The sequence below is a fragment of the Cupriavidus taiwanensis genome, from assembly GCF_900249755.1.
GTDB lineage: Bacteria > Pseudomonadota > Gammaproteobacteria > Burkholderiales > Burkholderiaceae > Cupriavidus > Cupriavidus taiwanensis_D.
Genome location: NZ_LT976854.1, coordinates 1,991,651 through 2,013,217, shown reverse-complemented (window position 1 = coordinate 2,013,217; position 21,567 = coordinate 1,991,651). Strand labels below are relative to the sequence as shown.

Here is a 21,567-nt window from a genome sequence, read left to right as displayed (position 1 = left end):
GGCATGACCATGATCGGGGTGCTGGGCGGCATGGGGCCGCTGGCCACGGTCGATTTCCTCGAGCGCGTGGTGCGCCTTACCGATGCCGCGCGCGACCAGGACCACCTGCCGATGGTGGTGGCGCACCTGCCGCAGACGCCGGACCGCTCGCGCTCGATCCTGGCCGGCGACGCGCTGCCGCTGCCCTACCTGCTGCACGGCATCGAGCTGCTCAACCGCAGCCAGGTCGGGCTGGTGGCGATCCCCTGCAATACCTCGCACCACTGGTATGCCGAGCTGAGCGCGCACAGCGCCGCGCCCATCCTGCATATCGCGCGCACCTGCGTGGCGGCGCTGCCGGCCGACAGCGGCAGCGTCGCGGTGCTGGCCACGCGCGGCGCGCTTGCCGCCGGCATCTACCAGGCGGCGCTGGCCGCGCGCGGGATCGACGCCGTAGTGCCGCCCGAGCCGGTGCAGAAGCAAGTCGATGCCTGCATCCAGGCGGTCAAGGCCGGTGCGCTGGAGCCGGCCGCCGCGGCGCTTGGCAGCGCGCTGGCGCGCATCGCCGCGCTGGGGGTCGGCACCGCCATCATGGGCTGCACCGAAATCCCGGTGGCGGCGCGCGGGCTGGCCGCGGCGCCGCTGCGGCTGGTCGACAGCACCACCGAGCTGGCCCGCGCGACGGTGGCGTTCGCGCTGGCGCGCGGCTGGAACCAGGCCGCATGAAAGCCCTGCACTGGCTCTCGCACAGCGTGCCCGGGCTGCTCGCCTGCCTGGTGGCGGGCGCGCTGGCCGGCACCGTGGCCGCGCCGCTGGGCCGCCTTGCGTGGCTGGCCGGGCAGCTGTACCTGTCGGTGGTCAACATGGCGGCGGTGCCGCTGCTGGTGGTGGCCACCTTCTTCGGCCTGCGCCAGGTGCTGGCGCTGCCGCGCGCGGGCGCGCGCTTTGGCGCGATCGTCGGCACGGCCGCCGCGGTGGTGGCCGCATGCGCGCTGGCGGGCGCGCTGGCGGGGGTGCTGATGGCGCCGGGCGCGGCGCTGCCGGCCGACGCCAGCGCCAGGCTGGGCGCGCTGATCCTCAGCGGCGTGGCCGGCGGCGGCGAGGTGCGCGTGGACCTGCAGGGCGGCGCCGCGCCTGGCGCGGAGCGCGGGCAGGCCACGGATGCGCTCGCCGCGATCATCCCCGACAACTTCTACCGCGCGCTGGCGCACGGCCAGACCCTGGGCGTGCTGACCGGGACGCTGCTGTTCGGGCTGGCCTTCGCGGCGCTGTCGCGCGAGCAGACCAGCATGCTGGGCAATGTGTTCGAAGGCATCTACCGCACCTTCGAGCAGATCATCGCCCACGCCAACCTGCTGATCCCGGTGCTGGCCTTCGGGCTGGCCGCACACCTGGCGATGCATGCGGACCGCGCCGCGATCGGCGCCATGGCCGCGCTGCTGGCGACCTTCCTGGTGCTGTGCCTGCTGCTCAGCGGCGCCGCCGCGGCCGTGATCGCGCGCTGCGCGCGGCTGCCCTTGCTGCAGGTGGTGACCGAGCTGAACCGGGCCATGCTGGTCGGCCTGGCCTCGGGCAGCGCCACCGCGCCGATCCCCCACGCCATCGAGGCCATGAGCGCGCGGCTGGGCTTCCCGCGCGGGCTGGTGGAACTGGTGGTGCCGCTGGGCGCGGTGTTCGTGCGCGGCGGCGCGGCGCTGTACTTCGCGCTGGTGACGGTGTTCGTCGCCAACCTCTATGGGCGCCCCATCACTGCCGGCGAGCTGGCGTGGATCACGCTGGCGGCCGCGCTGGCGGCGTGGCTGTCGGCCGGGCAGGGCGGTATCGGGACCATCGCCTACGCGGGCGTCGCGCTGTCGGCGCTGCAGTTGCCGGCGGAGGCCGCGGCGGTGCTGCTGCTGGCGATCGACCCGGTCTGCGATGGCCCGCGCAATGCACTGAGCCTGGTCTGCACCTGCGCGGTGATCGCGCTGGTGTCGGTGGGCCTGCCGCTGGAGCGCGCGGTCCAGGCGCGGCCAACGGTGCCGGGGGCAGTGGTTCGCGGCGGCGTGACCGGAGCGGCGGCCGCGGTGCGGCTGGTGCTGACGCGCATGCAACTGGCGCTGGCCGGCGCCTGCGCGCTGCTGGCGGCGCTGCTGATCGTGCTGATGGGCATCGGCGTGGGGGCGAAATGACAGCGCATGCACAAGCTCGGATGCGCCTGGCGCTGCGCTGGCTGGCGACGCTGTGGCTGGCGGCGCTGCTGGGAGGCTGCGCCGCGGCCTCGTGGCTGGGCTTCAAGGGCGACAAGGTCAACTGGAAGCAGGTCACGCTGACCGCGGCCGACGATGCCAACGGCAACAGCCCGGTGGCGGTCGACGTGGTGCTGGTCAGCGACGCGGCGCTGCAGGCGCGCCTGGCGGAACTGCCGGCGGCCAAGTGGTTTGCCGGGCGCGGCGATCTCGGCAGCACCTATCCGGGCGCGCTGCGCTACCGCAGCTGGGAACTGGTGCCCGGCCAGCGGCTGGAAATTGCCGCGCAAGCGCTGCAGGGCCCGCGCGTGGCCGCGGCCTTTGTCTTTGCCAACTACCAGGCGCCGGGCGCGCACCGTGCCCGCATCGAGCAGTTCAACGGCACGCTTGCCGTGCAGCTCGACAGCGCCGCCTTTACCGTGCTGGTCACCCAATGAACCTGATTTTCCACGCCACCGCCGTGCCGGCCCCCGGAGCCGCCCATGCCTGAATGCACGCTGCCGGTCGATCGCGTCGAATGGCACGAGGGCATGCTGCTCGCGCCGCAGCATCTGCAGCAGCTTGCGGGCCGCCTGGACTCGCTGGTGGCCTGGCAGACGCTGGCGGCCAGCCCGTTCGGCTGGGGCGTGCGCCGGCTGGAGTTCGATGCCGGGCTGCTGGCCGCGGGGGTGGTGCGCGTGCTGCAGCTCGAAGCCATCATGCCGGACGGCACCGCGGTCTCGTACACGCGCGACGACGCGCGCCAGCCGCCGCTGGAACTGACGCTCGAGCCGTTTGCCGGGGCGCTCGCAGCCGGCATGCTCGACCTGCACCTGACGCTGCCGGTGGTGCCGTCCCAGCGCGGCGACGGTCAGGCCAGGCGCTTCCGCTCCGTGGCCGACGCGCTGGTCGAGGATGAAGTGTCCGAGGCCCCGCCCGCCGAGATCCCGCGGCTGCTGCCTAACCTGGCGCTCGACGCGGGCCCCCGGCCGTCGCCGCGCTTTGTGTCGCTGTGCCTGGGCGCGCTCTACAAGGACAACGAGATCGTGCGGCTGGGCGAGCGCCTGCCGCCGTTGCTGGAGGTGGCGCGCGGCAGCCCGCTGTGGACGGCGGTGGCCACGCTGGTGGCGCAGCTGCGCGGCAAGGCGGCCTTCGTCGCCAGGCAGACCGCAATCCCGTCGTCGCGGGCCGACGACCGCCTGACGCAGCTCGAACTGAAGGACCGCCTGCGCAGCCTGGTCAGTGCGCTGCCGCTGCTGGAAGCGGTGCTGCGCACCCCGCACCTGCACCCGCTGGCGCTGTACCTGGCGCTGGCCTCGGTGCTGGGCCCGCTCAGCCTGCTCAAGCCGGGCGGGCTGCCGCCGGTGCCGGACGACTACGACCACGCCGATCCGATGGCGGTGTTCACGCCGCTGCTGCGCGCGCTGCGCGAGGCGCTGGCCGAGGTCAGCGAGGAATACCGCGAGCACAAGTTCGAGTTCCGCCACGGCGCCTTCGACATCGTGCTGCAGCCGGAATGGATCGGCGAGCGCCTGGTGGTGGGCCTGCGCGGGCAGTCCGAGCGCGACCTGCTGGCCTGGATGGCGGGCGCGGTGCTCGGCTCGCAATCGGTCTACCCGTCGCTGCGCGCGCGGCGCGTGCTGGGCGCGGCGCGCCGCGTGGTCGAGCATGCCGAGGAGCTCGGGGTGCGCTCGGGCTCGGGCTACCTGTTGTTCGAGATCGAGGCCGATCCCGCGCTGGTCCACGCCGGCGAGGCGATGGTGATCGGCAACCCCAATGAAGGCGCGAGCGTGCAGCGGCCGCAGGAAATGCTGCTGTTCGTCAAGGGCTGACGCCGGCCCCACAACCAAGGCACACAGACATGGCGCGGTACCGACCCGAAACCGAAGAAGACGATCTCGCCACCGGGCAGTTCCGGGCGTTCCTGGACGAACTGGTCAAGATGCGCGCGCGCCTGGACGGGCAGCCCGATCTCAGCGGCGAAATCGCGGCGCAAGCCATGAACCGGCACCTGCTGAACCTGCTGGAGGTGCAGACCCTGCAATCGCGCCGCGACAGCTCGCGCTTCGAGATGGAAGACGTGGCCGACGCCCGCTACCTGAAGGCGGTGCTGGCCGACGAGATCCTGCTCAATGCCGACTGGGCCGGCCGCGCCGAGTGGCCGGCGCACCTGCTCGAATCCACGCTGTTCCGCACCAACGTGGCCGGCGACCAGGTCTTTGCCCGCATCGAGCAGCTGCTGCTGGACCGCGAGCCGTCGCGCCGCAACCTGGCGCGGCTGTATTTGTTCGCGCTCGGGCTGGGCTTCCAGGGGCGCTTTCGCGGCGGCGATGCCGGCGAGCGGCTGCGCAGCCTGCGCGAGGAGCTGTATGCGTTCATCTACCAGCGCCGGCCGGACCTGGGCGGGCGCGAGCGCGTGCTCGGCGAGGCGGCCTACGCGCACACGCTGTCTCATATCGCCCCGCGCAAGCTGCCGACGCTGACGCGCTACAGCGTGGTATTCGTGCTGGGCCTGGCCGCGCTGCTGGCGCTGTCGGAGCTTGCCTGGCTGTGGCAATCCTGGCCGGTGCGCGAGGCGCTGCGCGCCGATACGGTGGCGGGGGGCGCGCCATGACGCGGCACCGGCTTGGCCACGCCCGGGAGGCGGGCCCATGCTGACCAGCAACCTGTTCCTGGTCTCGGTCGGCGTGCTGACGCTGGTGGTGCTTGCGGTGCTGGGCGCGGTGCTGTACTTCGCCGCGCAGCGCGCCCGCGCGAAGCCCGCGGCCGAGCGCAAGATCGTACGGCTGCGCACCGATTCGCTGCGCACCGCGTTCCGCCAGGCGATCGAACTGGTCGAAGGCAATATCGCCGCGCGCGCCGAGCGCTACAACATCCCCTGGATCCTGGTGCTGAACGAGGGCGCGGACGCGCGGCCGCTGCCGATCGCGCAGTCCGGCGTGGCCAGCGTGCTGAGCCCCGACGCCGCCAATGCGGCGGCGACGCAGGGCATCTCGTGGCATTTCTTTGATCGCGGCGTGGTCATCGACATCAACGCCGCCTACCTGGGCCTGCCCGACGATGACAGCGAGGAAAAGCCCTGGGACGAATTCCTGGGCCTGTGCCGCGGCTATCGCCCGCAACGGCCGTTCGACAGCGTGGTGGTCACCGTGCCCGCGGCGATGCTGCTGGCCGACGACACCGACGCCCAGCTCGAGCTGGTGCGCCGCGCCAAGCTGGCGCACCGGCGCCTGTGGCTGGCGCAGAACCGCTTTGCCGTGCGCTTCGCGGTCTATGTGGTGGTGATCGGTTGCGAGTCATTGCCGGGGTTTGCCCACTTTGCCCGCGCCTTGCCGGAGCCGATGCGGGCCAGCATGCTGGGCTGGTCGTCGCCGTACGACTTGTCTGCCACCTACCAGTCGGGCTGGGTCGATGCCGCCATGTCCTCGGCGGTGCGCGCGGTTTCGGACAGCGTGGCCGAACTGCTGGCGATGGGCGCGCAGGAGCTGGACCCGTGCCAGTCGCTGCTGCTGCCCGCGCGCATCGACGCCATGCGCGGCCAGCTGACGCGCTATGTCGACGAACTGCTGCGACCCAGCGCCTATCACGAGCCGTTCTACCTGCGCGGGATCTACCTGACCGGCGACAGCGGCGAGCTGGCCGCGCACGCGCCGTCGTTCGCGCTGCCGCGCCAGCGTGAAGCGGAGGCCGCGGCGGAGGTGGAGGTAGAGGAAGCGCAGGCAGCGGCGGCTGTCGCGGCGCCGGCCGCGGCCGACGCGCACGCGCCGCCGGCCGACCTGCTCAACGAGCTGATGCGGCAGCCGGCGTTCCTGCGCGACCTGTTCGAAAAGAAGATCTTCCTCGAGTACGGGCTGACGCGGCCGTCGCGCTCGCAGCAGCTGGCGCGGCCGCTGGTGCACCGTGCGCTGCGCTGGGGCGGCGTTGCCGTGCTGTGCGCGTGGGGCGGGGGACTGGTGGTGGCGACGTGGCAGATGAGCCAGCGCCACGCCGACCTGGTCGCCGCACTGGGCGAGCTGCGCGCCGGCGCGGAGCAGCGCGCGCGGGCCGCGCAGCGCGGCCAGGACCTGCCGCCGGACTGGTACCGGCGCCAGGCGCTGGGGCTGCTTGCGATGCACCAGCGGCTGAGCGCGCAACCGGTGTCGTCGTGGTTCATGCCCGGCTCGTGGGCCGTCGTCGACGACCTCGACGCGCGCGTGCATGAACGCTTCCAGCGCGCCTTCGGCGAGATCGCGCTCGACACCATCGAGCGCGAACTGCTGGCGCGCGTCGACCTGCTGACCGGGGTCGGGCGCGACCCCGCCACCGGGCAGCTGGTTGCCGGCGACAGTTGCCAGGCGCCGCCGGGCGCGCGCGGCGATGTGTTGCCGCCGCGTGGCCTGGCGCTGGAAGACATGCCGGAGATGCGCGCGCTGCAACAATACGTGGCCGCGGTCGGCCAGTTCGACGCGGTGCTGCAGGCGCTGCACCGGCTGGAGACGCCGCAGCAAGGCAACGCCGAGGCGCTGCGGCTGGTGGTGCGCTACGCGCTGGGTGCCGAGCTGCAGGGCGACGTGTCGGCAAGCCTGCCGTACTTCCGGCGCGAGCCCGGCAAGGCGCGCGGCGCGGCCAGCCTGGCCACCGGGGGCAGGGCGCTGACCGCGCTGGTGCCGCCGCTGCGCTGCAGCTTCGACAAGGGCGCGCGCCAGCTTGACGAGCGGCTGTTCCACAACAACCCGCTGCTGGTGGCCGAGCGCGCCGTCAGGAGCAGCCTCGACGGCCTGGACGGCGCGGCCAGCGCCGGCGGCGGCTTCAGCCGCGTGCTGGCCGACTACCGCGGCATTGTCAGCGCGATCGGCACGCAGCAGGAACTGCTGGCCGGCGGCAAGGGCGGCTGGATGCGCCAGCCGCAATTCGCGGCCGGCACGGTGTACGAGCGCACGCTGGCGCTGGCCGCGCAGAACCGCCTGCTGGGGGAGGACGTCGTCGCCAGTGCGCGGGCACGCTCGGAGAGCGGCTTCCAGGCCTTCACCGGCGAACTGGCGCAGCGCTTCAGCGGACCCGACAGCGGCATCGCCTGGCAGGAGAAGGAAGGGCGCTACGCGGTCACGCCCGAGCGGCTGGCGCTGCGCGAGCGGCTTGCCGCGCTGCTGAACCAGCCGTTTATGGCGCCGCCGCGCGACCTGGCGCTGCCGGCCCTGCCGGCGGGAACCTCGGGAACAGCGGTGCTGTGGGACCGCCAGCAGCTGGACCAGGCGCTGGCGCTTGGCGACATGCGCAAGCGCTTCCTGGACGAAGGGCTGGTGGGCTTGCCCGGCGCATGGCGCGACGCCATCGCGCAGAACGTCGACCAGCAGTTCGCGCGGCTGGTGATGGACCAGGTCGCGGCGGCGGCAATCCTGGCGCCGCTGCCTGCCGACGGCGGCAGCGCGGGGTTCGAGGCGGCGCAGCCCCGCATCGCGCGCCTCCGCGCCATGCTGGGCGACATGCACGCCATGGCGCGAGTCGATGACCTGGATGCGCTGGTCTCGCGCGACGCGCTGGCCCGGCTGCGCGCCGTCGACGCGCAGCTGCAGCAGTCGGAGCTGTACGCCATGCGCCAGGGCAGTATCGGCGACGGCGCGCGCGCGCCGCGCTCGCCGGTGCTGACCGCGTTCGGCCTGAATGACGCCGCCGCGCTGGGGCCGTATCTCGACCAGCAGGCCGTGCGCGCGCAGGCGCTGGGGCGCGAGGCGGCGCTGTATCTTGCCGCGCTGTCGCCCGCGGACGCGAACAGCGGCGTGGCCTTACGCTGGCAGGCGCTGAACCGCGACCTGGAGCGCTACCGCCTGAAGAACCCCAACAGCCGGCTGCTGATGCTGGAGCAGTTCGTGCAGGCCGCCGCGGCCGAAACCGGCCAGGGCGTCTGCCTGTCGCGCTTTGCCGCGCGGCCGGCCGGCGGCGACGACTACTTTGCCGCGCTGCATGTGCGCCTGTACGACGGCCTGCTGGCGCGCTGTGCGCAAGGCTATTTTGCCGAGCTGCAGCGGCAATGGGACGGGTTCTCCGCCACCTTCAACGAACGCGTGGCCGGACGCGCACCGTTTGGCGGTGCCACCGCCACGGCGGGCAACGCTGCCAGCACCGGCGAAGCGCGCACGGCCGACTATGCCGAACTCGGCCGCGTGCTCAAGCGCTATGAACCGCTGTCGGCGACGTACCGGGCCTCGCGCGGCGACGGGCCGCTGCGGCATATCGCGTCCGGGGTGCCGGTGCACCAGTTCATCGACAGCTTCGACCAGGTCAGGACATTGCTGGCGCCGCTGTATCCGGCCGAGGAAGGCGCGCCCGCGGGCTACGACGTCAGCGCCGAGTTCCGCGTCAACCGCGGTGCCGAGCTGGCGGGCAACCAGATCATCGACTGGACGCTGGCGATCGGCGCGCACAGCGTGTCGATGCGCGATGCGCCGCGCGCGCTGCACTGGGACTACGGCAGCCCGGTCACGCTGACGCTGCGCCTTGCCAAGGACGCGCCGCTGGCGGCGCTGCCCGATCCCGAACAGCGCACCCTGGCCACCGACGGCAAGGTGCTGACCTGGCGCTTTGCCGACCCGTGGGCGCTGCTGTCGTTCATCGCCGGCCATCGCATTGCCGATCCGGGCGGACGGGCCGACAGCACCGCGCAACTGCTGCGCTTCGATTTCCCGCTGGGCAGCGCCGCGCCGGACCTGAGCGCGGCGCCGCGGCCCGCGCGCGCCCGCGTGTTCCTGCGCCTGACGCTGACGGCACCGGGCAAGAAGCTGCCGTTGCCATGGCCGCAGAGCTTCCCCACCCGTGCTCCCGAATGGACCAACTTATGAACCAGCCCATCCCATGCAGCGGCCTGGATGTGCAGGCACTGCTGGCGCCGGTGCCCGGCGACGATGCCGCGGGTACTTCGCTGCGCTATGACCCGCTGTTTCGCGCCATTGCCGACGCGCGCCGGCACGACGATGAATCGCTGCCGATGCGCGAATGGGAGCGCCCGCTGGTCAGGGCCGACTGGAAGCGCGTGGCCGCCCTCGCCAGCGAGGCGCTGGCCACGCGCAGCAAGGACTTCCAGCTGGCGGCATGGCTGTGCGAGGCGTGGACCCACCTGCATGGCGTCAGCGGCTTTTGCGCCGGCACGCGCTTGCTGGGCGCGCTGGCGGACGCGTACTGGGATGGCGCCTGGCCCCGCATCGACGACGGCGATGCCGACGCGCGCAGCGCGCCGCTCGCCTGGCTCAACGAGACCATGCCGACCGTGCTGGCGCTGCATCTGCCGCTGCTCAGCCTGCCGGACGACGAGCCGGTGCGGCTCACGCTGGACCTGTGGGAGCGCAGCCTGCTGACTGGAGAGGACGACCCCGGCCTGGGCCGCGAGGCGCTGCTGCAGCGCGCGCAGCACGCACCCGACCGCCCGGCGCTGGACACGCTGTGGCGCGGCCTGCATGACGCCAGCGCCGAATGGGCGGCCTTCGATCGTCGCGTCGACACGCTGCTGGGCGCGCAGGCGCCCAGCCTGGCGCGCGTGACCGATACGCTCGCGCGGCTGCAGCGCGCAGTGGCGGCATTGCGCGGTGCGGCGCATGGCGAAGCGGCTGGCGCAGCGACTGCCGCTTTAGAGCCCACCGCCATGGCACCAGTGGCTATCCGCGATGCCGCTGTCACCGAGCCCGAGCCGGCCCCGCCCGACGCGCCGCCGGCGCAAAACGCCCTGCTGGCGCACGGCCGCATCGAAGACCGCGCCCACGCCTACCGGCTGATCCGCGACGTGGCCGACTACCTGGCGCGGCACGAGCCGCACAGCCCCACGCCGCACCTGCTGCGGCGCGCGGTGCGCTGGGGCGAGTTGCCGCTGGCCGACCTGATGCAGGACATCCTGCGCGAGGAAGGGGATATCGGGCGGTATTTCGCGCTGCTGGAGAACTAGCGGTCAGCCGGATTCCTGAAAGAACGTATTGAAAGCCGCAAGGAGCCACCATGCCATTCGACTTCGACTGGGCCGACGTCACCGGTCTCACGCCACGGGGAGAGACGACTGCCAATCCAGTCATCCAGATGACGCTGAACGGCGGGGGAACCGCCTGGCTCAAGGCGGCACCGGGCGGCGCACGCATTGTCTTTGCCGGCAAGGTGATGGAGCGTGTCGGCTTCGAGAACCAGGGCGTGCTTCTGGTCGCACGGCAGGATGCGTCCGGTGTCCTCGACGCTCTGGATGCACGGTTCCCGGCTGCACGCGGTGTCCTGGCGCAGATGCGCGCGAGGGTAGGGCAGGGGGACGATCTGGTCGTGCTGCAGCACGTGGGCGGGAACGGCACTTACCAGGAGCATGTGGACAAAGAGCGTGGGAAGAAGTTCGGAAAGGCGTCGCTCGATGCGAAGGTACTCGGGCATGAGACCGTGCGCCGGGACTTTGCCAGAATGCTGGCGGCAGATCTGTTGCTCGGGAATTTCGATCGGATTTCGCTGCGACCCGGCAGGGGCCAGACGGAATACATGATGCATACCGGGAATTTTGTCTATGACGCTGCCGCTCAACGCTTCTTGCCGATTGACAATGATGTTGTTTCTCCTTCGCTAAAACACCTCGGTTCCGCACCAGGGCAACTCGGAGCCAGGCCCACGCGAGAAGATCTTTACCGCACTGCCATCCTGGGAGGGGAACTGCTAGGCGCAGGCACCGGGTGGAATATCGCGGAGAAGCAGATCTTTCCGGCGCCATACCAGCCGAGCATGTCGGAGTTGCTTGGTACAGAGCTGGAGGCACGAATCGCGCAAATCTTGCTTGAACACGCCGTCAGTAGTGGCGGCGTATCACTCGAGGAGGTATCTGGCGACTACGCCGATACCTTCAGGGATCTGGCAACGGACATTGCACCGCAGGTGCGCGAAACGATGAGGCAACTGGTACAGGAACTGAAATCGCCGACCGGTACATCGGAGTCGCTGCTCAAGACACTGAAGGCGTGCCAGAACGTTGAGGGCATGGACTACTCAGTCTTCAAGGTCAAGAGCCGCTTCGCGCAACTCATGACGATGGAAGAACCGCCAGACACCGCCTCGGGGCTTGCAAACGCACTGGCCTACGGCGCCTATCGCGACTGGAAGGAGGCGCTGCTCGCGCTCGCGGCGCGGCCGGCGCCCGACTACCCGATGCCCGTGGTCCACGTGACGCAGCATGACAAGACCACCAAGGCGAAGCGCTTTGCCAACACGGTCCTCACCAAGGTCAAGGTGGTATCGGAGGACAAGGCCGAAGACAGCGCGCGGGCGCTCGCCAAGACAATGAAGAGCGATTTGCGCAAGGGGCGCTACGACCGCAGCCAGTACGACACGCTCAGGACTGCTTATCTGGCTCTGCGCGGGCGGGGTAGTTTCGATAATCGCGTGGTCAAGGCAACGCTGTTGTCGATCGGCGTTCTGGTGAAGTATGAGCTGACCGAACTGAGCGAACTGTTTGCCTCGATCAATGCACGCAAGCGCGACGATGTCGTTGCGGGGCTGTATGCCAAGGCGCTGGCCAAGATCGGGTTCCAGATCGGCCAGCGATTAATGGCCTACGACACCATTGTGGTGGGCCTCAAGCGACAAGCCCAGCGCGAGGGCGGCCTGGAGGATGCCGACCTGAAGGTGACGGGGCTCGGCCACGGCAATGAACTGGAAACCCTGCTGCAACTGTGCAAAGAGGGTTACGCCGGCTTGAACGGCTAGCCGCGTAGCTGCCGCGCGATGCCATCGGCGGCTGGCTGCGCCTGCGCCATCGCGTTTGCTGCTGCCGGCCGGCGGGCGAAAGCGGCCGGCACAGGTATGATGGCGCATCCGTCCAGGCAACCGCCCCCCATCCCCGATGAGCCTCGACCCCGCCGACCTCCACGCGCTGCGCCCCTACCTGTTGCGCTTCGCGCGCCTGCAGCTGCGCGATGAGGCGGTGGCCGAGGATGCGGTCTCGGAAACGCTGCTGGCGGCGCTCGAGCATCCGGAGCGCTTTGCCGGCCAGTCGGCGCTGCGCACCTACCTGGTCGGCATCCTGAAGCACAAGATCATCGACGCGCTGCGCAGAGGCAAGCGCGAAGTCAGGCTGGCGCTGGCCGCCGACGGCGACGGCCAGCCGCAGTCCGACGACGATGCCTTCGATGCCCTGTTCACGCGCAACGGCCACTACCAGGATCCGCCCACCGACTGGGGCGACCCGGAGCGCGCGTTCGAGCGCCGCGAGTTCTTCGAGATCCTGCAGCTATGCGTGGACCGCCTGCCGCCGCGCGCGGGCCGCATCTTCATGATGCGGGAATGGCTGGAGCTGGACACCGAGGAAATCTGTCAGCATTTGCAGATCAGCGCGACCAATGCCTGGGCCATGTTGTACCGTGCCCGCATGCGCCTGCGCGAATGCCTGGAGCTGCACTGGTTCGGCCAGCGCGGCCGGCCCGGCAAGGCGGGTTGAGCCCTTCCATGCCCACGCAACCGTACCGCCACTGACCTACATGCCGGAAACCCCACCCTCCCGCTCCCCGCGCCGGCTGCTGCCGGACTGCGAAGAGGTCCACCACCTGACCATGAAGAGCCTGGACCTGCCGCTGTCCTGGACGGAGCGGCTGCGCATGCGCTCGCACCTGGCGATCTGCGATGCCTGCACCCGCTTCAGCGCGCAGATGCGCACGCTGCGCGAGGCGATGCACCGGCTGGGGCGCGACGAATGACAGAAGGCCAGCGCTTGCGCTGGCCTTCTCGTCTGGCGTGCGGTGCTGGCCGCTCAGGCGTGCGCACCTTCACCGTAGGGATCGAACTTGCCGGCGCGGCTGCCTTCGGTGAAGGCGTCGAAGCTGCGCGTAGGCGATGCCGACACGCCGCTGCGGTCCAGGCCGGCCACGGTGCGGGCACCGTCGGTGTAGGGATCGGCGTTGCCTGTGCGGGCGCCGTCGGTGAAGGCGTCGTGGCTGCGGAATTCATAACCATACTTGTCGCCCGGCACGGTGCTGCGGAAGCTGTAGCCGTACTTGTCGCCGGGCAGCCTGTCGGCGGCGGTGGCGGCTTGGGCGGCGCCAAGTGCGGCCAGCGTCAGGAGCAGCGCGGAAGCGAGGCGGGTGGTCTTGGTCATGGTGGTTCTCCGTTAGTTCGTTGAATTTGTCAGAAGGCTTTGCGGTGTGTGCGTGCCGTTCATGTACGGAACTATAGGAGTCCATGAGCCGGGTAAGCGGGCGCTTTGCCGGACAAGTTATTCAAAAATTCTGAATATGCAGGGAGGGCAGCAAAGCGCCGATGGCATGACGCAAATGTAATGACCCCGTTGCCGGAATGCCCGCTTCGCCTCGGTTAAACTTGCGACTCGCTGCCGGCGCCCGGATCGTCATGCCGCAGCCAGATCCCACGATTGATGCAACGCCTCTTCCTTGTCTTCCTTGCGCTCGTCCTGCCGCTCCAGTTCGCCTGGGCGGGAGCCGCCGCGTATTGCGGGCATGAGGTTGAGGTGTCGGCCAAGGCGCATTTCGGCCACCATGAACACCGGCACGAGGCCGGCAACGGCAAGCAGGCGCAGCAAGCCGATCCTGCGCCGGACAAGGCCAAGCTGAACCTGGCCGATCCCGACTGCGGCGTCTGCCATATCGCCTCGCTGCCGTTCGCGCGGGCCGATGCGCAGGACGTGCCTGCGCTGCGCCGCGTGGAACTGGCGCCGCCGGTGCCGCAGCCCAGCTTCTCCTCGCACAGCGCACGTGCGCCCGACCGCCCGCAGTGGCCGCGTCTCGCCTAGCCGGCGAGACGACGCTTCCCCGCTTCCCGATCCCCGTTGATCGCATCCTGACGTCATGAGCGCATGACGCCGGGCGTCTCGCCGAATTCCCCCGATTCTTCTGGTGCAATTCGATGCGAAGACTTTTGCTGCCGCTCGGGCTGGCGGCCCTGTTATCCAGCCCTTTCCCCGGCGTTGCGCAGACGCCGCCCGCCGCCGTGGCGCTGCCACCGGCTGCACCACCGGCTGAAGAGCCGCAGCCCGCCGGGACACTGACACTCGACGCCGCACTGGCCTTGGCCGAAGCCGGCAGCTTCACGCTGTCCGCCGCCGGCAAGGAGCTTGACGCCACCGAAGGCGACCTGGTCCAGTCGCGCGTGCTGCCCAATCCGGAACTGGCCGTGTCGATGGAAGACACGCGCAAGGCGTCGCGCTCGACCACCGGCCAGGTCAACCTGCCGATCGAACTGGGCGGCAAGCGCGCCGCCCGCATCGGCCTGGCCGAGCGCGGCCGCGAGCTGGCGCAGGCGGAGCTGGGCAGCACCCGCGCCGAGCTGCGCGCCGCGGTGATCGCGCGCTTCTTCGGCGTGCTGGTGGCGCAGGAGCGCGTCAGGCTGGCCGAGGGTTCGGTCGGCATCGCCAGCCAGGCCGCCGACGCCGCCGGCCGGCGCGTGGCCGCCGGCAAGGTCGCGCCGCTGGAAGCCACGCGCGCCCGGGTGGAGCAGGCCAACGCCGAGCTGGAGCTGGCCGAGGCCACCGGCGCGCTGCAGTCCGCGCGGCAGTCGCTGGCGGCGCTGTGGGGCGATAGCGTGCCGCGCTTTGCGCAGGCCCGGGGCGATCTGGATGCGTTGCCGTCGCGGCCCGCGCCGGCGGCGTTGCAGGCGGCGCTGGAAGACTCGCCGCTGCTCGAAGCCAGCCGCCTGGCGGCGGAGCGCAGCCGTGCCGACGTGGCGGTGCAGCGCAGCCGCCAGTATCCCGACGTGACCGTGAGCCTGGGCGCCAAGCGCGACAACGAGGCCAACCGCAACATGGCGGTGCTCGGCGTGGCGATTCCGCTGCCGCTGTTCGACCGCAACCAGGGCAACCTGTACGCGGCGCTGCGCCGCGCCGACGGCGCGCAGGACGCGCACGCCGCCACGCGCGTGCGCCTGCAGGGCGAACTGAAGCAGGCGTCGACGCAGCTGTCGGTGTCCCGCGCCGCGGCGCAGACGCTGCAGGCTTCGGTGCTGCCCGCCGCCGAGCAGGCCTACGCCGCCGCCTCGCGCGGCTTCGAGGCGGGCAAGTTCAATTTCCTCGACGTGCTGGACGCCCAGCGCACGCTGTTCCAGGCGCGCATCCGCTACCTGGACGTGCTGGCCCGCACCTATGACGCCGCGGCCAGCATCGACCGCATCCTCGGACACTGATACGGAAGCCGCAGACATGGCAATGAGCAAGCAACAACGGGCCGCAGTGGTGGCCATCCTGGTCGCGGGGCTGCTGGGCGGCGCGGCGATCCTGTTCACCGGCAAGGGCGGCGGCGCCAGCGGCGAGGCCGCCCACGGGCATGCCGGGCATGGCGACGAGCACGGGCATGAGCAAGGCAAAGAGGGGGACAAGGCGGGCGCCCCTGCCGCGCAACCGCAAGCCGAAGGCAAGCCGCACGTGATCGCGCTGACGCCGGCGCAAATCGAACAGGCCGGTATCGGCATCGCCACCGCCGCGGCGGCGGCGCTGCGCAGCAGCGTCGATTTCCCCGGCGAGATCCGCTTCAACGACGACCGCACCGCGCACGTGGTGCCGCGCGTCGCGGGCGTGGCGCAGGCGGTGCCGGCCAACCTGGGCCAGGCGGTGCGCAAGGGCGAGGTGCTGGCGCTGATTGCCAGCACCACGGTCTCGGAACAACGCAGCGAACTGCTCGCTGCGCAGAAGCGCGAGGCGCTGGCGCGCGCCACCCATGCGCGCGAGAAGACGCTGTGGCAGGAGAAGATCTCCGCCGAGCAGGACTACCAGCAGGCGCGCACGGCGCTGGAGGAAGCGCAGATCGCGGTGCAGAACGCGCGCCAGAAGCTCACCGCGATCGGCGCCGCCGAAAGCGGCGGGGCCGGCGGCGCGCTGAACCAGTTCGCGCTGCGCGCGCCGTTCGACGGCATCGTGGTCGAGAAGCACCTGTCGCTGGGCGAAGCGGTCAAGGAAGACGCCAGCGTGTTCACGGTGTCGGACCTCAGTTCGGTCTGGGCCGAATTCGTGGTGTCCGCGCGCGACCTGGAGCGGGTGCGCGTGGGCGAGGCGGTCACGGTGCGCTCCAGCGCTTCCGCCGCGCAGGCCGAGGGCAAGGTGTCCTACGTCGGCAGCCTGCTGGGCGAGCAGACCCGCACCGCCAAGGCGCGCGTGACGCTGGCCAATCCGGGCATGGCGTGGCGGCCGGGGCTGTTCGTCACGGTCAGCGTGCTGGGCGCGCCGGTGCAGGTGCCGGTGACGGTGACGGCCGACGCGGTGCAGCAGGTCGATGGCCAGAGCGTGGTGTTCGTCGCGGTGCCGGACGGGTTTGCGGCGCAGCCGGTCCAGACCGGGCGCAGCGACGGCAAGCTGGTCGAGGTGACGCGCGGCCTGCAGGCCGGCGCGCGCTACGCCGCGGCCAACAGCTTCATCCTCAAGTCCGAGCTGGGCAAAGCCAGCGCCGGGCATGAGCATTGAGCGGGAGGCGCGCATGTTCGAACGCCTGATCCGCTTTGCCATCGAGCAACGCTGGCTGGTGCTGCTGGCGGTGCTGGGCATGGCCGCGCTGGGCCTGTACAGCTACACGCGGCTGCCGATCGACGCGGTGCCCGATATCACCAACGTGCAGGTGCAGATCAACACCGCCGCGCCGGGCTATTCGCCGCTGGAGACCGAGCAGCGCATCACCTATCCGGTCGAGACCGTGATGGCGGGCCTGCCCGGGCTGGAGCAGACCCGCTCGCTGTCGCGCTACGGGCTGTCGCAGGTGACGGTGATCTTCCGCGACGGCACCGATATCCACTTTGCGCGCCAGCTGGTCAACCAGCGCATCCAGGAAGCGCGCGACCAGCTGCCCGCCGGCATCACGCCCGCGATGGGCCCGATCTCGACCGGGCTGGGCGAGATCTACCTGTGGACGGTCGAGGCCGACCCCGGCGCGCGCAAGGCCGATGGCACCGCTTACACGCTGTCGGACCTGCGCGAGATCCAGGACTGGGTGATCCGCCCGCAGCTGCGCAACGTGCCCGGCGTGACCGAGGTCAATGCCATCGGCGGCCATGCGCGCGCCTATGTGGTCGCGCCCAGCCTGGAGCGCATGGCGTCGTACGGGTTGTCGCTGGCCGATGTGGTGGGCGCGCTGGAGAAGAACAACGACAACGTCGGCGCCGGCTATATCGAGCGCCGCGGCGAGCAGTACCTGGTGCGCGTGCCGGGGCAGGTGCGCTCGCTTGAAGATATCGGCGACGTGATCGTCGGTACCGCGCAGGGCCAGCCGATCCGCGTGCGCGACGTGGCCACCGTGCAGACCGGCGGCGAACTGCGCACCGGCGCGGCCACCGAGAACGGCCGCGAGGTGGTGCTGGGCACCGTGTTCATGCTGATCGGCGAGAACAGCCGCGCGGTGTCGCAGGCGGTGGACCGCAAGATGGCCGAGATCAACCGCACCCTGCCCAAGGGCGTGCAGGCCGTCACGGTGTACGACCGCACCACGCTGGTCGACAAGGCCATCGCCACGGTCAAGACGAACCTGCTGGAAGGGGCGGTGCTTGTGATCGCCATCCTGTTCCTGTTCCTGGGCAACCTGCGCGCGGCGCTGATCACCGCGCTGGTGATCCCGCTGTCGATGCTGTTCACCTTCACGGGCATGGTGCACTACCGCATCAGCGCCAACCTGATGAGCCTGGGCGCGCTCGACTTCGGCATCATCGTCGACGGCGCGGTGGTGATCGTCGAGAACTGCGTGCGCCGGCTGGCGCATGCGCAGGCGCGCCACGGCCGGCCCCTCACGCGCGGCGAACGCCTGCATGAAGTCTTCGCCGCGGCGCGCGAGGCGCGCCGGCCGCTGCTGTACGGCCAGCTGATCATCATGGTGGTGTACCTGCCGATCTTTGCGCTGACCGGGGTCGAGGGAAAGATGTTCCACCCGATGGCCTTCACCGTGGTGCTGGCGCTGCTGGGGGCGATGGTGTTGTCTGTGACCTTCGTGCCCGCGGCGGTGGCGCTGTTTATCGGCAAGCGCGTGGCCGAGCGCGAGAACCGGCTGATGGCGTGGGCGCGCCGCTGCTACGCGGTGCTGCTGGAGCGCGCGCTGGCCGCGACGCCAGTGGTGCTGACGTTTGCCGGCGTGGCGGTGGCATTGTGCCTGGCCATTGCCACGCGGCTGGGCAGCGAGTTCGTGCCCAGCCTGAACGAGGGCGACCTGGCGATCCAGGCCTTGCGCATCCCCGGCACCAGCCTGACGCAATCGGTGGCGATGCAGCAGCAGCTGGAAACCGCGCTGAAGGCCAGGTTCCCGGAGATCGAGCGCGTCTTTGCGCGCACCGGCACCGCGGAGATCGCTTCCGACCCGATGCCGCCGAATATCTCCGACGGCTACATCATGCTCAAGCCTGTTGCGCAATGGCCCGAGCCCCGCCGCACGCGCGACGAGCTGATCGCCGCGATCCGCGATGAGGTCGGCAAGCTGCCGGGCAACAACTATGAGTTCTCGCAACCGATCCAGCTGCGCTTCAATGAGCTGATTTCCGGCGTGCGCTCGGACGTGGCGGTCAAGGTGTTCGGCGACGACAATGCCGTGCTGGAGCAGACCGCCAATCGCATCGCGGCGGTGCTGCAGGACATCCCCGGCGCGGCCGAGGTGAAGGTCGAACAGACCACCGGCCTGCCGATGCTGACGGTGCAGATCGACCGCAACAAGGCGGCGCGCTACGGCCTGAACCTGAGCGATATCCAGGATGCGGTGGCGATCGGCATCGGCGGCAAGGTGTCTGGCACCTTCTTCAGCGGCGACCGGCGCTTCGACATCGTGGTGCGCCTGCCCGATGCCGTGCGCGAGGACGTGGAAGCGCTGCGGCGGCTGCCGGTGCCGCTGCCGAAGGAGGCCGCCGCGCGCACCAGCTATATCCCGCTGAGCGAAGTCGCCAGCGTGGAGATCGCGCCGGGCCCCAACCAGGTCTCGCGCGAGAACGGCAAGCGCCGCATCGTGGTCAGCGCCAGTGTGCGCGGGCGCGATATCGGCAGCTTCGTGCCCGAGGCCGAGGCCGCCATCCGCGCGCGCGTGCAGATCCCGGCGGGCTACTGGACCAGCTGGGGCGGCACCTTCGAGCAATTGCAGTCCGCCACCGCGCGGCTGCGCGTGGTGGTGCCGCTGGCGCTGGGGCTGGTGTTCGTGCTGCTGTTCGCCATGTTCGGCAACGTCAAGGACGGGCTGCTGGTCTTCACCGGCATTCCGTTCGCGCTGACCGGCGGCATTTTGGCGCTGTGGCTGCGCGGCATTCCGCTGTCGATCTCGGCGGCGGTGGGCTTTATCGCGCTGTGCGGCGTGGCGGTGCTCAACGGGCTGGTGATGCTGTCGTTTATCCGCTCGCTGCGCGAGGAAGGCCATGGACTGGATGCGGCGATCCGCGATGGGGCGTTGACGCGGCTGAGGCCGGTGCTGATGACGGCGCTGGTTGCGTCGCTTGGCTTCGTGCCGATGGCGCTGGCCACCGGCACCGGCGCCGAGGTGCAGCGCCCGCTGGCGACGGTGGTGATCGGCGGCATCCTGTCGTCGACGGCGCTGACCTTGCTGGTGTTGCCGGTGCTGTACCGGCTGGCGCACCGCAACGACGACCCGGCGACGGTGCGAGCCGCAGGACAGATGGCGCGAATGGAGGCGTGACGAGCGCGGCTTACTGCGCGGCGCCGGGCATCGCGCCCGGCGTCAGCACGCTCCATCCCGAGACCCCGCTCGACGTGGTCCGGCGCTGGCTCATCAGCACACCGTTGTGGTCGAACTCGAACAGCACCGTCGAAGCGCGGATCGCGCCGCCGGCAAACAACGGCCCGATGAAGGGAATAAAGCTCTCGGGATGGGGCTGCGAGGCGGCGAACGAATAGACCAGGATGGTCGAGCCGTCGCGCAGCTTGGCGTGCGAGGAAGGCGGGCCAAGCTGCGCGGTGACCTCGTCGAGCGTGGAGAAGCCGGGCAGGAAGTTCGACAAGTGCTCGGGCTTCACGTCGACGCCGGTGGATACGCACGCCGACAACATGATGCCGGCCACAACCAGTGCGTGAACACGCTTCATGTCGTCACCGCCGTACTTGGTATGGCGTGCCCGGCAGCGCGGTGAAGGCCCCGATGCCGGCGGCCGCGCGTGGCGGCCGGCACGCCGTGCTCAAAGCATACAACCAATTGCAGGGCCGCAGCGCCGGCGCCTGCATTCGACCCTTCATCACACCGTGAATCTTCCGGCCCGGCCGCGGCGGCATGATGCCGGTGTGCGCCCGAGATTGCGGCGCAGCCAGCCCTTACATGCGATTCGCGCCGCCATGCCAGAGACCATCACTGCCAGCTTCGCCGGGATCGACCCGCTCAGCGCGGTCACGCACCCCGACCCCTATCCCTACTACCGTGAACTGGCCGCCACCCGGCCCTTCTTCCGTGACGAGCGCCTGGGGCTGTGGGTAGCCGCCGGGCCGCGTGAAGTGGCGGCCGTGCTGGCCCATCCCGCCTGCCGCGTGCGCCCGCCCGCGCAGCCGGTGCCGCCCGCACTGGCCGGCAGCGCCGCCGGTGACCTGTTCGGCCGGCTGATCCGGATGAACGATGGCGCCGCGCATGCGCCGCTCAAGGCCCTGCTGATGCCGATGCTGGCGGCGGTCGATCCGGCCGTCGCGGCGCAGCAGGCCGGGGCGATGGCGCGGGTGCTGGATGAAGGCGAGGCCGGGCGCGTTGCCATGCCGGCCGCGTCGGTCAACCGCTGGCTGTTCGCGTTGCCGGTCCTCGGCGTGGCAGGCGTGCTCGGCCTGCCGGTCGCGCGCGACCCTGGCGGGGCGGTCGGGGTCGCGCAGCAGGTCGCGGCGTTCGCCGCGGCCCAGTCGCCGCTGGCGGACGCGGATGCCGTGCGCGCCGGGGCCGACGCTGCGCAGTGGCTGGGCACATGGCTGGCCGCATCGCTGGCCGGCATGGCTGCGGCGGACGGTCCGCTGCCAGCGCTGCAGCACGCGGCACACGCCGCCGGCATCGCACCGCAGGCCGTTGCCGCCAACATCATCGGCTTGCTGGTCCAGGCCTGCGAAGCGACCGCCGCGCTGGCCGGCAATACGCTGCTGTGGCTGGGCCGCGATCCGGCCGCAGGCGAGATGCCGCTGGCGTCCGTGGTGGCGCGCGTGGCGCAGTACGATCCGCCGGTACAGAACACGCGCCGGTTCCTCGCTGAAGATGCCGGGCTGTGCGGCCACGCGCTCAAGGCCGGCGACGCGGTGCTGGTGCTGCTGGCCGCGGCGTCGTGCAGCGGTGTTGCCGACGATGCGCGCGCGTGGACCTTCGGCCATGGCCGCCATGCATGCCCCGGCGACAAGCTCGCGCAGGCACTGGCCGCCGCCACGGTGGCGGCGCTGTGTGCACGCGGCGCGGAGCCGGCTGCGCTGGCGCGCGCATTCCGCTATCGTCCGTCGCTGAACGCGCGCATTCCCCATTTCCTTTGATCTCGTGGAGAC

General features: G+C 70.9%; 17 protein-coding genes. 15 read left to right on the top strand and 2 right to left on the bottom strand.

Features of this window, described 5'->3' with window-relative positions:
* Positions 1 to 3 precede the first annotated feature (3 nt).
* The 10 genes from CBM2594_RS24635 to CBM2594_RS24590 all read left to right on the top strand — a co-directional run bounded on the left by CBM2594_RS24635 (position 4) and on the right by CBM2594_RS24590 (position 12,862).
* Positions 4 to 705 carry an aspartate/glutamate racemase family protein gene (locus CBM2594_RS24635; RefSeq protein ID WP_116359766.1) on the top strand — a complete coding sequence of 234 codons (702 nt, stop codon included), beginning with the start codon at positions 4 to 6 and terminating at the stop codon, positions 703 to 705.
* Positions 702 to 2,150 (top strand): dicarboxylate/amino acid:cation symporter, encoded by a 1,449-nt coding sequence (locus CBM2594_RS24630; RefSeq protein ID WP_116359388.1) that lies wholly within the window; start codon positions 702 to 704, stop codon positions 2,148 to 2,150. Before CBM2594_RS24635 ends, CBM2594_RS24630 begins: the two co-directional genes overlap by 4 nt.
* Positions 2,147 to 2,644: a hypothetical protein gene (locus tag CBM2594_RS24625; protein ID WP_116359387.1), complete on the top strand. Its 498-nt coding sequence runs from the start codon at positions 2,147 to 2,149 to the stop codon at positions 2,642 to 2,644. The genes CBM2594_RS24630 and CBM2594_RS24625 overlap by 4 nt, the downstream gene beginning before the upstream one ends.
* Before the next feature lie 45 nt (positions 2,645 to 2,689).
* Entirely contained in the window at positions 2,690 to 4,018 is a 1,329-nt protein-coding gene (gene tssK / locus CBM2594_RS24620) for a type VI secretion system baseplate subunit TssK (RefSeq protein WP_116359386.1), read from the top strand.
* Between the two features lie 29 nt (positions 4,019 to 4,047).
* Complete coding sequence (locus tag CBM2594_RS24615) at positions 4,048 to 4,800, top strand: DotU family type IV/VI secretion system protein (RefSeq protein WP_116359385.1); 753 nt, start codon at positions 4,048 to 4,050, stop codon at positions 4,798 to 4,800.
* A 37-nt stretch (positions 4,801 to 4,837) separates the two neighbouring features.
* Positions 4,838 to 9,001 carry a type VI secretion system protein gene (locus CBM2594_RS24610; RefSeq protein WP_116359384.1) on the top strand — a complete coding sequence of 1,388 codons (4,164 nt, stop codon included), beginning with the start codon at positions 4,838 to 4,840 and terminating at the stop codon, positions 8,999 to 9,001.
* On the top strand, positions 8,998 to 10,095 hold the full coding sequence (tssA, locus tag CBM2594_RS24605) for a type VI secretion system protein TssA (protein WP_232346738.1): 1,098 nt from the start codon (positions 8,998 to 9,000) through the stop codon (positions 10,093 to 10,095). Before CBM2594_RS24610 ends, tssA begins: the two co-directional genes overlap by 4 nt.
* 50 nt (positions 10,096 to 10,145) lie before the next feature.
* On the top strand, positions 10,146 to 11,876 hold the full coding sequence (locus CBM2594_RS24600; protein ID WP_116359382.1) for a hypothetical protein: 1,731 nt from the start codon (positions 10,146 to 10,148) through the stop codon (positions 11,874 to 11,876).
* Between the two features lie 136 nt (positions 11,877 to 12,012).
* Entirely contained in the window at positions 12,013 to 12,606 is a 594-nt protein-coding gene (locus tag CBM2594_RS24595; protein WP_116359381.1) for a sigma-70 family RNA polymerase sigma factor, read from the top strand.
* A 40-nt stretch (positions 12,607 to 12,646) separates the two neighbouring features.
* The gene (locus CBM2594_RS24590) at positions 12,647 to 12,862 is read left to right on the top strand and encodes a zf-HC2 domain-containing protein (RefSeq protein WP_116359380.1); all 216 of its coding nucleotides are present in this window, start codon (positions 12,647 to 12,649) and stop codon (positions 12,860 to 12,862) included.
* A 53-nt stretch (positions 12,863 to 12,915) separates the two neighbouring features.
* On the opposite strand, the gene CBM2594_RS24585 is transcribed toward CBM2594_RS24590, so the two are convergent.
* Entirely contained in the window at positions 12,916 to 13,260 is a 345-nt protein-coding gene (locus CBM2594_RS24585) for a hypothetical protein (RefSeq protein ID WP_116359379.1), read from the bottom strand.
* A 276-nt stretch (positions 13,261 to 13,536) separates the two neighbouring features.
* Between CBM2594_RS24585 and czcI the strand changes: the two genes are divergently transcribed.
* The 4 genes from czcI (at position 13,537) to CBM2594_RS24565 (ending at position 19,750) form a co-directional block, all read left to right on the top strand.
* Positions 13,537 to 13,911 (top strand): cation efflux protein, CzcI family, encoded by a 375-nt coding sequence (gene czcI / locus CBM2594_RS24580; protein WP_116359378.1) that lies wholly within the window; start codon positions 13,537 to 13,539, stop codon positions 13,909 to 13,911.
* A 113-nt stretch (positions 13,912 to 14,024) separates the two neighbouring features.
* Positions 14,025 to 15,296: a TolC family protein gene (locus tag CBM2594_RS24575; protein ID WP_116359377.1), complete on the top strand. Its 1,272-nt coding sequence runs from the start codon at positions 14,025 to 14,027 to the stop codon at positions 15,294 to 15,296.
* 16 nt (positions 15,297 to 15,312) lie between these two features.
* Positions 15,313 to 16,566 carry an efflux RND transporter periplasmic adaptor subunit gene (locus CBM2594_RS24570; RefSeq protein ID WP_116359376.1) on the top strand — a complete coding sequence of 418 codons (1,254 nt, stop codon included), beginning with the start codon at positions 15,313 to 15,315 and terminating at the stop codon, positions 16,564 to 16,566.
* A gap of 13 nt (positions 16,567 to 16,579) precedes the next feature.
* Positions 16,580 to 19,750, top strand: coding sequence for a CusA/CzcA family heavy metal efflux RND transporter (locus CBM2594_RS24565; protein ID WP_116359375.1), 3,171 nt, complete (start codon positions 16,580 to 16,582; stop codon positions 19,748 to 19,750).
* 10 nt (positions 19,751 to 19,760) lie between these two features.
* On the opposite strand, the gene CBM2594_RS24560 is transcribed toward CBM2594_RS24565, so the two are convergent.
* Positions 19,761 to 20,156 carry a hypothetical protein gene (locus CBM2594_RS24560; RefSeq protein ID WP_116359374.1) on the bottom strand — a complete coding sequence of 132 codons (396 nt, stop codon included), beginning with the start codon at positions 20,154 to 20,156 and terminating at the stop codon, positions 19,761 to 19,763.
* Between the two features lie 244 nt (positions 20,157 to 20,400).
* Here CBM2594_RS24560 and CBM2594_RS24555 point away from each other — a divergent pair, with 244 nt between their 5' ends.
* Positions 20,401 to 21,555 (top strand): cytochrome P450, encoded by a 1,155-nt coding sequence (locus CBM2594_RS24555; protein WP_116359373.1) that lies wholly within the window; start codon positions 20,401 to 20,403, stop codon positions 21,553 to 21,555.
* Positions 21,556 to 21,567: the final 12 nt, after the last annotated feature.